The sequence below is a fragment of the Chitinophaga vietnamensis genome (assembly GCF_902167635.1).
Classification (GTDB): domain Bacteria; phylum Bacteroidota; class Bacteroidia; order Chitinophagales; family Chitinophagaceae; genus Chitinophaga; species Chitinophaga vietnamensis.
Window position 1 is genome coordinate 362,252 of sequence record NZ_CABHMS010000004.1, and the last position, 12,374, is coordinate 374,625.

The window sequence follows — 12,374 nt, forward strand, 5'->3', positions numbered from 1 at the left end:
TCTCTAATTCCGTGAACATGTTACAGCAAAAAAATATCGCCACCATCGCATTGGTATCCTTGCTCATGGCGGCCTGCAACGGTATTACCAATACATCCGAAATAAAAAATCCGAATGGTGCGGAACTGTCCGGCGTACAGGTAAACGCCACGCGCGACCAGCTGAAGCAATTGGCCACCGGCACTTTCTCCGCCATGAGAACCGGCTACAACACCAACCCCGGTAATGGCACCAGCAGTTATGAGTCCTATTGTAAAGTGGCCGGCACATTAGGTCGGGAAGTGTATGTGATCAACCAGTCAGAAACCCGCTGGGTGAATGAGCTGGCCGGACAGAACGGCGTGCTCGATCCCGGCGCATTTTACAATGGCTATTATTTTTCATTCAGCAATGCGCGGCAAACAGCGGCCATATTCCAGCAGGCGGCATTGAATACGAATGCGGTGAATGCAGCGGAAAAATCAGGTATTCAAGGCTTCAGCAATACGATCATCGCCTTCGAAATGCTGCACATATTGAATATGCAGGGTAAGAACGGCATACGGGTAGATCTGAAAGATTACCTGAATCCCGGCCCATTTGTGTCTTACGACAGCAGCCTGGCTGTGATCAGCGGCTTGCTGGATACCGCCGCTGCGCAATTGCAGGTTGCAGGCGCTGCTTTTATGTTCAACACACCACCGGGTTTCGCCGGCTTTGATGCGCCGGCATCTTTCCTGAAGTTCAATCGCGCGATAGCCGCGCGGGTAGCCATCTACCAGCAGCAATGGCAACGGGCGCTGAATGATCTCAATGCGTCTTACTTCGATCTTCATGGCGACTTAAACGCCGGGCCGGTATTCAATTGGGGCCTTTCACCAGATATGTTAAACCCGATGTATCAACCGCTGAACAACGCTGTGACCGTAGTTGCCAATAATGCTTTCGTAGCCGAGGCAGAGCCAGGCGATGCGCGCCTCTCGAAAGTGGCGCGCCGCAGCGCAGCGGCCAACCTGGTAGGCGTTTCCGGCGCTTACGATGTTAATCTCTATCCATCCAATCTTGCACCGGTATCTGTTATACGCAATGAAGAGCTGATCCTGATCTATGCAGAATGCATGATACAAACAGGTCAGCTCTCACAAGCGAAATCCGCGCTGGACGTGATCCGGCAGGGCGCCGGCCACTTGCCTGCCTATCATGGCGCCGTCACTAAAGATGCGCTCATTGACGAGTTATTAAAGCAGCGCCGCTATTCACTTTTTTATGAAGGCCATCGCTGGATTGATATGAGAAGATATGGAAGATTGAAGCAACTGCCCATAGATCAGCCAGGACAAACCATCTTCGAGGCAATGCCACGACCACTCGCAGAAACCAACTGGGGAAAATAGTTTTTATTTCCTTGCATACATAGTGAAACGGTAAAGAGAAAGGCCCGCAGCAGTCCTGCTGCCGGGCCTTATTGCACTTCGTTTTTGCTGACAGAAATTTATTTGGCCGCACAGCTGATAAAGGCGGCTGTTTGCGCCAGCACCGTCTCTTTTGCATCTTTGTGCGGCGTATGCCCGATGCCCGGAATGATGAGGGATTGGGCTTTTCCGGCTGTTTGCCGCATGATGCCGTTCACCTGCGCTATCGTACCAAATTCATCGCGCTCGCCCTGTATCGCCAGTACGGGGCATTGTATCTGTGGCAGAAAATGTTCAATGTTCCAGGAGCGGAAAGTTTGTGTAAGCCAGGTATCTACCCACATGTGGAACACGGCGGCGGTTTTGTTGCCATGATACTTTTGCAGGCGCTCTTTCAGATTGGTGTTGTGATAGGTCATCACGGCATCGCGTATACCATTGAGGGTAATATCTTCCACGAAGATGTGCGCGCCTTCGGTGATCACGGCCGTCACCAGTGAGGGATATTTCGCTGCTGCGATCAAGGCGATAGAGCCGCCATCGCTATGGCCGAATAAAATGGCTTTGTTCAACCCGCAGGCAGTCAGTATTTCAGCGAGGATATCGGCCTCGGCTTCCAGGTAGTTATTGTCGCGCTGCGCAGTAAGGAAAGGAGCAGAGCGGCCATAGCCCTGCCGGTCATATACCAGCACATTGCATTGCGCCCGCTCGCCGAGCGCTTGTGGAAAGTCCCGCCATAGCTCCGCACAGCCCAGACTGTCGTGCAGGAATACGATCGTAGGCCGGTTCGCATCTTCTCCCTGTCTGAAAATATATATGTTCTCCATGATGCTAATTAAAATGTCGGTGTGTGTTGACGAATATCGGAAAACAATTTCTTTTACCTGTCTCATAAAAATTAATCAGCGGAAATCATAAAAAAATAATATATTCATCGATAACCAAAATCTACACCCGCTATGAAACATTCACTTCGTATCGGATGCCTAACCCTTTTGTATCTATTGATAAACCTGTTTGTTCACGCCCAGGTAACTACCGCCACATTGAGCGGTACTGTGCGGAGCAAAGAAGGGAAACCTCTCGCAGGTGCTACTGTCAAGATTGAGTTCAGGGAAGCAGGTATCAGCAAGTACATCGTTACACAAAACAATGGCTCTTTCCAGGTGCCGAACCTCCGTGTGGGCGGCCCTTACCGGGTAACGGCCACCTTCGTAGGCTTTATGGACAAATCGGAAGAAAACATCTTCCTGGAGCTCGGACAAAATACGGCGCTGGATATACGAATGGAACCCAGCTCCGGTAATTTGTCGACCGTTACCGTTACCGCCGGCCGTTCTAAAATCTTCGACAACCAGCGTACCGGCGCTTCTACCAATATCGGCTCGCGGCAATTGCGACAGCTGCCCACCATCTCCCGCTCCGCAGATGATTTCACGCGCCTCACGCCCTCTGCTTCTGCTACCATCAACGGTACTTCCTTTGCCGGCCGTAATGGGCAATACAATAACTATTCGCTGGATGGCGCCGTATTCAATAATCCCTTCGGACTGGATGCGCCCACGCCCGGCGGACAAACAGGCGCACAGCCGATTTCACTGGATGCCATCGATCAGATACAGGTGAACATCGCCCCCTATGATGTAACACAGGCGGGCTTCACCGGCGCCGGCGTTAACACCGTTACCAAGTCGGGCACCAATACTTTCGGCGGTACCGTATATGGCTTCTACCGTAACCAGGGCATGACCGGCAAAAAAGTAGACGGCGACAAAATAGTAGTACCCAACCTCACGCAGCTACAGGCGGGCTTTTCCCTGGGCGGCGCCATCGTGAAAAATAAGCTCTTCTACTTTGCCAATTTTGAAACAGAACAAAGGGAAGATGCCGCCAGCAGCTACGTCGCCCGCACCGCTACCAATGGCGGCAACAGCAATACTTCCCGCGTACTGGAATCAGACCTGATCGCCGTTAGCGATATCCTGCGTTCCAAGTTCGGGTACGAAACCGGCCCGTATCAAGGCTTTAATCTCAAACAAAAAAACTATAAATGGCTGGCCAAACTGGATTGGGTGATCAACAATAATCATAGCCTGTCGTTTACCTACAATGGCTTGCAGGCCACAAAAGAGAAACCGGCGCATCCCAATGCCATCCGCGATCGTGGCCCCGACTACCAGACTTTACAGTTCAGGAACTCAGGGTATGAGATTGAAAATAAATTGCAGTCTTTCGGCGCAGAACTGAAATCCACTTTCGGCAATCATTACGCCAATAAGCTGAGAGCGGTGTATACAACGTTCAAGGATAAACGAAATCCTTTCTCTGCGCCTTTCCCGGTACTTAACATCACCAAGTATGGTACCATGTACATCGTGGCGGGCCATGAACCGTTTTCCATCAACAACCGTCTGAACCAGGATGCTTTCCAGGTAACAGATAATTTCAACATCATCCTGCCCAAACATACGATCACGGTGGGCGGCTCCTATGAGTCTTTCAAGTTCGCCAACTCTTTCAACCTCACCGGCTACGGCCCGGCGCTCTTCAGTGATGCGGATATACAAACGTTCAAAGACAGCGTGCCTGCCAGCGGCAAATATGTTTTCGGCGCCTACCCGCTGGATGTAGACGTAGCCGCCGCCAGGGCCGCCGGCGCGGCCGACAAATGGAACTGGTATTACATCACCGTAGCGCAACTATCTACCTATGTGCAGGATGAATGGAAAGCGACCGATAACCTGCGCGTCACCTTTGGCCTGCGCATGGATATCCCGCTCTATATGAATTCCTCTTTCCAGACACCCGATGGCAAAAAAACATCTCCCACCATCCCCAACAACGATGACCTCACGCTCTTCGATGAACATGGCGAACCCGTGAAGAACGGGCAAGGGAAACAACTGGATAATACCCGTTTACCATCTTCCAAACCCCTGTTCTCGCCAAGACTCGGTTTTAACTGGGATGTGAAGGCAGATAAAAGTTTACAGCTGAGAGGCGGTACCGGCCTGTTCACCGGCCGTTTCCCCTTTGTATGGATCGGTAACCAGATCGGCAACCCTACCTCAGGCTTCTATTGCGCCACCGACCGCAATTTTAAATGGCCGCAGATATGGCGTACCAATGTGGGCGCCGATATCAGAACCGGGCTGGGCACCATCTTCAGCGTAGATGTAGCCTATTCAAAAGATGTGAACGCGATGATGGTGAGAAACTATAAACTCGGCACTCCCACCGGATCGCTGAACAGCGGCATCGGCGATACCCGTGCTGTTTATAAAAGTACAGACCAGGGTAACACCAACGCCTATATTTTTACGAACACCAATGTCGGCGATCAGTTTAATATCAGCTTCAGCGTACAGAAAACATTTGCCAATAACCTCTTCGTATATGGCGCCTACAACTACCTCGTGGCGCATGATGCCAGCTCTATTTCTGCCGAGATCAGCGGTGATGCCTTTGATCGCAATCCTGTTCTCAACAACGCCAACGAAGCCCGGAACACGCCTTCGCTCTATGGCAACACTCACCGCTTCGTAGTGGCTGCCAGCAAGAAGTTCAACTACGGAAAAGGTAAATATGCTACCACCGTTTCGCTCTTCGGCAACTGGAGCAGCGGCAACCGCTTCGCATACGTATATGCCGGAGATATCAACAACGACGGCACCGCTACCAACGACCTCTTGTATGTACCTAAAAACAGCGAGATCGATAAAATGCAATTCGCGCCGCTCACCGATGTGAATGGCGTAGTCCAGAACGCTGCCGCGCAAAAGGCTGCCTACAAAGCATTCATCGAACAGGATCACTACCTGCGTGGCCGTCGTGGCATGTACACAGAAAAATATGCCGGCGTAAATCCCTGGTTCAGCCAGGTGGATATGCGCATCCTGCAAGACTTCAATTTCAAAAGCGGCGACAAAGTTCGCACGGTACAGGTAAGTCTTGATATCGTGAACCTCGGTAACCTGATCAACAGCAACTGGGGCGTGCGCAAATACGCCAGCAATTCAGGCTATTTCCAGCCGATCACCGTTACCAGCGTAACCAACGGCGTGCCCACCTATCAATTCGATCCTTCCCGGAAACGGACCTTCATCGCCAGTCCTGACCTGCCAAGCCGCTGGCAAACGCAGTTAGGATTGCGGTTTATATTCTGATGAAAACGTAGACCAGGATTAAACGGATTTATAAGATTCTCCTGATTTAACGCGAAGATCAACGAGGTTCCAGCCCTTGAAGCGCTCAAAGCGCCTCAAGGGCTTCTTCGCTTAAATGATCTTCGTTAAATCAGGAGAATCTTTTTAATCATATTAATCCTGGTTCAGACAATCTCCCCGTAAAATCTTATTAATCTTATAAATCCGTTTAATCCTGGTCTATGTTTGTGTAGATTTATATCTTCGGCCGGTTAAATACCCTATATATGAAATTGATCAAATCTTTTGCAGTACTGTGCATTTTGTTGACCTTCCAAAGAAAAACAGCAAGCGCCCAGGTAGTTTGGGGAGTAGATAGTTCCCGTACAGAATATAGAGATGATGCCGGATTGCAAGGAAATGCCGGTGCGAAGTCAGGCTTTTATAATGCTTTGAAGCCGGTTAATTTTCCGGCTGGCGCTACCAACTGGTGGCATTTGCTGGATGTGCGCCATTCAGGCGCTACAAACAATTATGCGATGCAGTTTGCAGGTAGCTTCTTTGATCAGAGTCTGTATTTCAGGAAAACGAATAATAATCCTGCTCAGACATGGTCAAGGGTGCTGACGGAAACAGATGGTAAAGTAGGCATCGGGATCAGCAACGCGGCAGATAAGCTGCATATCCAGGGAAGCACAACCAGCCTTCGGATGAACCCCGATTTCCACGGTGGCTCCTATATCTACTCATATAACGATACCGTATACACGCCATTGGTTTTTCAGTCGGTAAATTTTCAGGTGCTCACCGGTACTAACGCGCTCACAGAGCGCCTGCGCGTTACAGAAAGCGGCAATGTAGGAATTGGAACAAGCAATCCGCAGGAAAAACTTTCCGTTAATGGCAATATCCTGGCGAAAAGAGTGCGCGTATCGCAGAACTGGGCCGACTACGTTTTCGATCCGGCTTATACCTTGAAGCCGCTGAATGAAGTGCACCATTTTATCCAGGCCAACAAACACCTGCCGGATATGCCCGCTGCAAAGGTGATAGAACAGGAAGGACTGGATCTCGGAGAGATCATAAAACAGCAACAGGTGAAAATAGAAGAGCTGACTTTATACGTGATAGACCAGGATAAGCGAAGCACCGCGCAGCAAGCGCTGATCGAGCAACAGGCAGCATTGCTGAAGCAGTTGGAAAGTCAAGTGCAACAACTGCAAAAATCCCGGCGCTAACTCCCCATCGAAGCCCTGTATTGCAGGGGGCTCACGCCCGTGCGGTCTTTGAATACGCGGGAAAAATGCGAAGAAGAATTATAACCGCATAAATACGCGATATCCGAAATAGCTTTATTGCTCCGTATCAGCAGCTGGCAGGCCTGTGCGATGCGGAGCTCACTCAGGAATTGTGAGAAACCTTTCTTCGTTCTTTTTTTGAAGAAGCGGCAAAAACTCTGTTCCGTCATGCAGGCGATATCGGCTACCTGGCGCAACGTAATTTGTTCATGCAGGTTTTCTTTGATGAATTTGATCACTTCCATCAGCCGGTCGGGATACAGTTCGTCGTAATGATCGGGCGCTTCATTTACAATAAACTCCTTTTCCGCTGAAATAGCGATCAGGTGCATGATTTGCAGCAATCCTTCTACTTTTTCAAAGCCTTTGATATTCGATAAGGCCATCAGTTTCTGTGCGATCAGGTTCCTGGTTTCTCCCAATATCCTGATCCCTTTGGAAGATTGCCGGATCATCTCACGGATACCATCGAACTCTTTGATCGATTCAAATATCTGCATGAAAATTTTCGGATTGAAATAAGTGACGATCGCCTTCGACCGGAGCCCCGAATTTTCTTCATAAAAAACAGGATCGCTCAGCCACAGGTGCGGCACATTGGAGCCGATGAAAACCATGTCCCCAGCGGAAAAGGGCTCTATCTTGTTGCCGATGATGCGTTTCCCATGGCCTTCCATAATGAATACCAGTTCCAGCTCCGGATGCGAATGGAATGATGGTTGAAGATGATAGGGAGAAGAGAGGAAAGTTTGTTCCCTGACATCCACATGCATTACATCGTTGATGAGCGGCGTTATCTCGGTTTTTAACAGCTTCATAGTTTCCTTAAGATACAGGTAAGAGGTAAGATTTCAAAACAATGTGACAATATTTTGCAATTCCGGCGAGCTACGGGTATTAACTTTATCCTAAAAGCACCACACATGGACACGCCGTTAAGAAGCCGCCAATGGTTTGGTAAAAAGGGGAAAGACGGATTTATTTATCGCGCCTGGATGAAGAACCAGGGCATTCCTGCTGACGCATTCGAAGGCAAGCCGGTGATCGGCATTTGCAATACCTGGTCGGAGCTGACACCCTGTAATGCCCATTTCAGAGATCTCGCGGAATCCATCAAAAGAGGGATCATTGAAGCCGGCGGTTTCCCGGTAGAATTTCCGGTGATGTCATTGGGAGAGACGCTGATAAAGCCTACTGCTATGCTTTTCCGCAACCTGGTGAGCATGGATGTGGAAGAATCTATCAGGGCCAATCCCATTGATGGAGTAGTGTTGATGTGCGGTTGTGATAAAACCACGCCTTCGCTGGTGATGGGCGCCTGCAGTGTGGATATTCCGGCCATTGTCGTATCCGGTGGCGCTATGCTCACCGGCAAGTTTCAAGGTCGCGATATCGGCACCAGCGACGTATGGCGCTTCTCAGAAGAGGTACGCAAAGGCAATATGGAAGAAGCTGAATTACAAGATGCCGAAGCCGCCATGTGCCGCAGCCAGGGCCATTGCGCGGTGATGGGCACCGCTTCTTCTATGGCTTGTATGGTGGAATCTCTCGGGCTCTCGCTGCCTGGCAATGCCGCCATTCCTGCGGCAGATGCCCGCAGAAAAGTATTGGCACAGCTATCAGGCCGGCGCATCGTGGAGATGGTGAGAGAAGACCTGAAACCTTCGCGCATCCTCACTCGTGAGGCTTTTGAAAATGCGATTAAAGTGAATGCAGCCATCGGCGGCTCCACTAATTTTGTCATCCATCTGCTGGCCATTGCAGGCAGGGTAGGCGTGCCATTGGAGATCGATGATTTCGACCATCTTTCACAAGGCATACCACTGATCGCAAACCTGCAGCCCTCCGGGAAATTCTTCATGGAGGATCTTTATTATGCCGGCGGACTCCCCGCCGTGATGAAAGAGATCAGCGGAATGCTGCATCCCGCCTGCATTACAGCCAATGGTAAAACAGTGGCGCAAAATATTGCAACTGCCCGGTGCTGGAACCGGGAAGTGATTGCCACGCTCGCACAGCCCGTGAATGAGCGTGCCGGCATCGTCGTGTTGCATGGAAATCTCTGCGAGGCGGGCAGCGTGATGAAGCCTTCCGCCGCAGATCCCCGCCTGATGCAGCATAAAGGCAGAGCCGTTGTATTCGAAAACATAGAAGACTACAAAGCCCGCATCGATGATCCCGCGTTGGATGTAGATGAAAACTGTATACTGGTATTGAAAAATGTAGGCCCCAAAGGATATCCAGGCATGCCGGAAGTAGGCAATATGGGCCTGCCAAAAAAGCTGCTGGCAAAAGGCGTAACAGACATGGTACGCATCTCCGATGGCCGCATGAGCGGCACCGGCTTCGGTACCGTGGTGCTACATGTATCTCCTGAAGCCGCCGACAACGGCGCCCTTGCGCTGGTAAAAAATGGCGATATGATCGAACTCGATGTAGCGCAAAGAACATTGAACCTGTTGGTAGATGAACCTGAATTGAAGGAGAGAAGGAGAACGATGTTATCCGCTCCTGTAAAGCCTTCGCGGGGATATGTAAAACTGTTCGTGGAGCATGTGGAGCAGGCGCACCTCGGTGCGGATTTTGACTTTTTGAAAGGAAGTTCAGGAAGTGAGATAACAAGAGATTCACATTAATTCAAATCGTTTCATATGAGCGCACAGCACTTTCAGGGAAAAGTGGCCATCGTCACCGGAGCCGGTATTGGTATCGGGTTTGAAATAGCGCAACAACTAGCGCTTGGCGGCGCCTTCGTGTTGTTGAATGATATTGAAGCGGCGGTAGCGGAACAGGCAGCAGAAAAGATACGTTCGCAACACGGCCACTGCACCGCATTTGCCGGCGATGCCGGCGATATCGCTTTCATCCGCGGATTGGTATCGCAGGCGGTGAGCGCCCACGGCAGATTGGATATAGTGATCGCCAATGCAGGCATCACCTTGTTCGGCAATTTCCTCTCCTATACGGAAGATGCCTTTATGAAGGTGGTGCAACTTAATCTGCGCGGTAGTTTTTTCCTCGCACAGGCGGCCGCCAATCAGATGAAAAACCAGGGTAGTGGTGGAACGATCTTGTTCATGTCGTCGGTAACAGGCCACCAGGCACACAAGCACCTGGCCGCCTACGGAATGACGAAAGCCGCATTGGAGATGCTCGCAAAAAGCCTGGTGGTGGAGCTTTCGCCGTATCGTATCAATGTAAATGCCGTAGCGCCCGGAGCTACCATCACCGAACGCACACTGGCTGATGCCGCTTACGAAACAACCTGGTCTGCACTCACACCGATGGGCCGGCCCGCTACCACCAGCGATATCGCCGCTGCTGCCTTGTTTCTCGTTTCCGATGCCGCCAGGCATATCACCGGCCAAAGCCTGGTGGTAGATGGCGGATGGACGGCGGTCAGCCCTTCTCCATGAATCCCTTTATGATAAAGCGTATATTCGTTACTGTTAGTATATTGCCTGGCTCCATGCCAGGCAATATCTGTTTATAATCCGCGCTAAGACAGGCCGAGTAACTTCTCTGCATTTCCACCGGCGATCTTCGCTATTGCTTCAGGAGCCAGTGGAATGCTTTCCAGCAGTTGTTTTCCGGCTTCGTTTGTGCTGAAAGGATAATCCACGGAGAACATCACATTATCGATACCAAAAGTTTCCAGCGCAGCCATCAGTGGCGGTAGCGTGAAGATGCCGCTGGTGGTGATGTGTACTTGGTCGCGCAGGGTTTGACTAACAGCGCGTTGATGATACCCTGTACTGCTAACATTGAATTTCTCATCCAGCCGCGACATCATCATCGGTATCATCTCTCCCATATGACCAATGATGAGCTTTAAACGGGGATACCGGTCTAATGTTCCGGTGACAATCAAACGCAATACCTGCAAGGCTGTTTGTGCATGCCATCCCCAGCCGCCGCATGCAAGCATCACACCTGTTGATCCCGGCAGATCCTTGTAATAGGCTTCAGCCACGGCTTCAGGCGGCAGACCGGGATGCAGGTAAAGGGGCATTTGTAATTGTTCTGCTTTTTCCAGTAGCGGCCTGAATGCCGGAAGGTCCAGGAATTGATCATTGATAAGCCCGTTGATCAGGGCCCCACAGAAATGGTGTTCTTCCTTTGCTCTTTCCAACTCATCTGCTGCGGCTGCTGGCAAAGACATGGGCAAATGTGCGAACGCCTTGAACCGCGTGGGATGTGCGGCAACGCTTGCGGCAAGAGTATCATTGTACCTGGCGGCAAACTTCACGGCTTCCTGCGGTGGCAGGCTTTCTGCGCCCCTGCCCACAACAGACAGTACCTGCATGTCAATGCCGTTGTCGTCCATCGATTTTAAGCGGATATCACTGATGTCGGCGAGCAGTTCCGATGCTTGCCGGGGCAATGGCCATTGTTGTATTTCGTGGGCAAACTCAGGTAAGGCAATGTGTTCTTCTAATGTTATAATACGCATAGCTGATTGAATTGAGATACAAAAGTCCAGCTATCCGATATTTATATTCTTGATCCTGATCAAATAATCACATGTCAGATTTTATTCTGCTGAGCGCCTCCTGGGTAATGTTGAGATAATTGGCCACCAGCTTGTTCGGCAAACGGAGCACCATCTGCGGGTTCTCTTTCAGCAGCAATTGATAGCGCTCCCGTGGATTTAGTGTAATGAAATCTTCCAGTCTCCTGGTATTGCTGACATAGGCATATTCAAGAAAGCCACGGTAAAATACTTCCCAGGCGGGAATCGTATTCAGCAGGGAGTAAAAATCTTCACGATGAATATACAATAATTCCGATGGCTCAACAGCTTGTGTATCTTCTTTGAGCAAGCTGCCATCGATAAAAGAAGTGAGGGAAGTGGAGAACGAATTTTCGAACGCAAACCGGCGCGTAGCTTCTCTTCCGTCGGGTTTTATGAAGTATACCCGTAGGCATCCTTTGTTGACAAAAAACATACGCCTCGATGGCTCGCCTGTTCTGCCTACCACCTCATGCTTCTTTGCTTTCAGGAGATTAAAACAGGAGAGTACCCGCTGTAGATCGGTTTCACTTAATTGAACTCTGTCTGTGATGTATTTAGTCAGCTGTTCGTGCATACGGATTGATTATCCTGAAAGTTTAGCTCCATTTGGAAATGCTTTAATTGCTTTGAGAAGGGCTGCCTTTTCTGAAATCAGCATGCTTGCTCACATTTTTTAAATTTACGACAAAGTTGTCGCGAAATGTCGTTTTTTTCTGACGAGATGATAATCAGAGATAAGACCAAGTGAATGCTTTTACCCTTTACATGATAGCTTGTAAATTCCTCTTTTGTTAAATTACTATTTCACTTGGCGAAAATGCTGGAAGGAATTGTTGGATTAAATATTTAATATTGTTTGGATAACTAATTTATCTTAATTATCAACCAGAAATACTGTATCTACATTCGGGCAATGGGTATAGGCTAAGCTAAGCGCTAGTACCCATTGTGGCTATTCTTTGGCTTTGTATATTAAAGCCATCTTCTTCCTTTTATTTCCTTTTTTACCCCGGTGTTGCCATCC

At 49.8% G+C, this 12,374-nt stretch carries 9 protein-coding genes; 5 read left to right on the top strand and 4 right to left on the bottom strand.

Annotated features, from left to right (window positions below; translation table 11 throughout):
• Positions 1-17 precede the first annotated feature (17 nt).
• Positions 18-1,373, top strand: coding sequence for a RagB/SusD family nutrient uptake outer membrane protein (locus FPG75_RS12665; RefSeq protein WP_143307226.1), 1,356 nt, complete (start codon positions 18-20; stop codon positions 1,371-1,373).
• Positions 1,374-1,471: 98 nt separating this feature from the next.
• Here FPG75_RS12665 and FPG75_RS12670 read toward each other — a convergent pair whose 3' ends face one another.
• On the bottom strand, positions 1,472-2,218 hold the full coding sequence (locus tag FPG75_RS12670) for an alpha/beta fold hydrolase (protein ID WP_143307227.1): 747 nt from the start codon (positions 2,216-2,218) through the stop codon (positions 1,472-1,474).
• Positions 2,219-2,350: 132 nt separating this feature from the next.
• Here FPG75_RS12670 and FPG75_RS12675 point away from each other — a divergent pair, with 132 nt between their 5' ends.
• Together FPG75_RS12675 and FPG75_RS12680 are read left to right on the top strand one after the other, a co-directional pair.
• Positions 2,351-5,557: a TonB-dependent receptor gene (locus FPG75_RS12675; protein WP_143307228.1), complete on the top strand. Its 3,207-nt coding sequence runs from the start codon at positions 2,351-2,353 to the stop codon at positions 5,555-5,557.
• Between the two features lie 266 nt (positions 5,558-5,823).
• The gene (locus FPG75_RS12680; protein WP_201747950.1) at positions 5,824-6,774 is read left to right on the top strand and encodes a hypothetical protein; all 951 of its coding nucleotides are present in this window, start codon (positions 5,824-5,826) and stop codon (positions 6,772-6,774) included.
• Here FPG75_RS12680 and FPG75_RS12685 read toward each other — a convergent pair.
• On the bottom strand, positions 6,771-7,652 hold the full coding sequence (locus FPG75_RS12685) for an AraC family transcriptional regulator (protein ID WP_143307229.1): 882 nt from the start codon (positions 7,650-7,652) through the stop codon (positions 6,771-6,773). The two genes, FPG75_RS12680 and FPG75_RS12685, sit on opposite strands and share 4 nt — an antisense overlap.
• 105 nt (positions 7,653-7,757) lie before the next feature.
• On the opposite strand from FPG75_RS12685, the gene FPG75_RS12690 reads away from it, so the two are divergent.
• Together FPG75_RS12690 and FPG75_RS12695 are read left to right on the top strand one after the other, a co-directional pair.
• Complete coding sequence (locus tag FPG75_RS12690) at positions 7,758-9,470, top strand: IlvD/Edd family dehydratase (protein WP_143307230.1); 1,713 nt, start codon at positions 7,758-7,760, stop codon at positions 9,468-9,470.
• 15 nt (positions 9,471-9,485) lie between these two features.
• A complete protein-coding gene (locus FPG75_RS12695) occupies positions 9,486-10,250 on the top strand; it encodes an SDR family NAD(P)-dependent oxidoreductase (protein WP_143307231.1) in 765 nt (254 codons plus the stop codon).
• A gap of 83 nt (positions 10,251-10,333) precedes the next feature.
• On the opposite strand, the gene FPG75_RS12700 is transcribed toward FPG75_RS12695, so the two are convergent.
• Together FPG75_RS12700 and FPG75_RS12705 are read right to left on the bottom strand one after the other, a co-directional pair.
• On the bottom strand, positions 10,334-11,287 hold the full coding sequence (locus tag FPG75_RS12700) for an amidohydrolase family protein (protein ID WP_143307232.1): 954 nt from the start codon (positions 11,285-11,287) through the stop codon (positions 10,334-10,336).
• A 67-nt stretch (positions 11,288-11,354) separates the two neighbouring features.
• Positions 11,355-11,924, bottom strand: a complete 570-nt coding sequence (locus tag FPG75_RS12705; RefSeq protein WP_143307233.1) for a Crp/Fnr family transcriptional regulator — start codon at positions 11,922-11,924, stop codon at positions 11,355-11,357.
• Between the last annotated feature and the right edge of the window lie 450 nt (positions 11,925-12,374).

Excerpts from the sequence above, each read along its gene's own strand:
- FPG75_RS12665 (WP_143307226.1), top strand. The coding sequence starts at position 18 with ATGTTACAGCAAAAAAATATCGCCACCATCGCATTGGTATCCTTGCTC.
- FPG75_RS12670 (WP_143307227.1), bottom strand. The coding sequence starts at position 2,218 with ATGGAGAACATATATATTTTCAGACAGGGAGAAGATGCGAACCGGCCT.
- FPG75_RS12675 (WP_143307228.1), top strand. The coding sequence starts at position 2,351 with ATGAAACATTCACTTCGTATCGGATGCCTAACCCTTTTGTATCTATTG.
- FPG75_RS12680 (WP_201747950.1), top strand. The coding sequence starts at position 5,824 with ATGAAATTGATCAAATCTTTTGCAGTACTGTGCATTTTGTTGACCTTC.
- FPG75_RS12685 (WP_143307229.1), bottom strand. The coding sequence starts at position 7,652 with ATGAAGCTGTTAAAAACCGAGATAACGCCGCTCATCAACGATGTAATG.
- FPG75_RS12690 (WP_143307230.1), top strand. The coding sequence starts at position 7,758 with ATGGACACGCCGTTAAGAAGCCGCCAATGGTTTGGTAAAAAGGGGAAA.
- FPG75_RS12695 (WP_143307231.1), top strand. The coding sequence starts at position 9,486 with ATGAGCGCACAGCACTTTCAGGGAAAAGTGGCCATCGTCACCGGAGCC.
- FPG75_RS12700 (WP_143307232.1), bottom strand. The coding sequence starts at position 11,287 with ATGCGTATTATAACATTAGAAGAACACATTGCCTTACCTGAGTTTGCC.
- FPG75_RS12705 (WP_143307233.1), bottom strand. The coding sequence starts at position 11,924 with ATGCACGAACAGCTGACTAAATACATCACAGACAGAGTTCAATTAAGT.